General features: G+C 69.0%; 1 protein-coding gene. It reads right to left on the bottom strand.

Features of this window, described 5'->3' with window-relative positions; all coding sequences use genetic code 11:
* Positions 1–104 precede the first annotated feature (104 nt).
* A complete protein-coding gene (locus tag KUM32_RS40150; protein WP_254393512.1) occupies positions 105–647 on the bottom strand; it encodes a flavin reductase family protein in 543 nt (180 codons plus the stop codon).
* Positions 648–861 lie beyond the last annotated feature (214 nt).

Genomic DNA, 861 nt, shown 5'->3' with positions numbered 1-861 from the left:
CATCAACGCCTGTAGCGCGGTCGCTCTCGCCACCAGTTCGGCCCTGGTCGGGATGGTGGTGGGCGTGAGGGCCGTGGACATCTCAGTCTCCTGTCTGAAGTTGGTCATGGGGTGGGAGTGGTGAGGGGCCCGGCGGCCAGAGGCCGCTCAGGCGTGGGGTGCGGGGCGAAGGCGGAGTGCGTCCCGAAGGTGCGGTAGCCGTAGACCAGGGGTGCGGCGGTGGACGTGTCGGCGTGCACGGCGGTGCCCAGTAGTAGGAGGTGGTCGCCGCCCTCGGTCACCGAGGTCAGTTCGCACACCAACCACCCGGGAGCGTCCGTCAGCCGGGGCAGCCCGTGGTCGTACCGCCACGAGAGCGCACGGAAGCGGTCGGGCGTGCGGCGGGCGAAGGTCCGGGCCGTCTCGTGCTGGTCGGCCCCCAGCACGTTGACCCCGAACCGCTCCGTCGCCAACACCCGTGCCAGCAGCCCCGACGCGCGGTCCAGCGCGAGGGAGACCATCGGCGGGCGTAGGGAGAGCGAGGCGAAGGCGCTGACGGTCGCCCCGTGCGGAGTCCCGCCCTGGGTGGCGGTGACGACGGTCACGGGGGCGCAGACCCCCGCCATCACCTCGCGGAAGTCCTGTTCGTCCACTAATGCGCTAGCCATCTCCTACCTCCAATCCATCATGATGATTATGGAGATCATGCGGGTGGCTTTCCAGGGGTGTCAAGGGAGTGCGATGCTATTCGTCATAATCAATTCGCGAGAACGGTGAGCCAAGTGGAAGCCACGGACGACAGCAGGAACAGGCGCTCATCAGCCACGCCCGTCAGCACCGGCGCGCGCGAGAGCGACGAGCCCCCCGCGCTACGGCGAGGCG

Source organism: Streptomyces sp. AC627_RSS907 (genome assembly GCF_019049165.1).
The sequence above is the reverse complement of the archived record's forward strand: the minus strand, read 5'-3'. Positions and strand labels throughout refer to the sequence as shown.

What these genes read in the sequence shown, in the direction of transcription:
- KUM32_RS40150 (WP_254393512.1), bottom strand. Translation starts at nt 647, where the DNA reads ATGGCTAGCGCATTAGTGGACGAACAGGACTTCCGCGAGGTGATGGCG.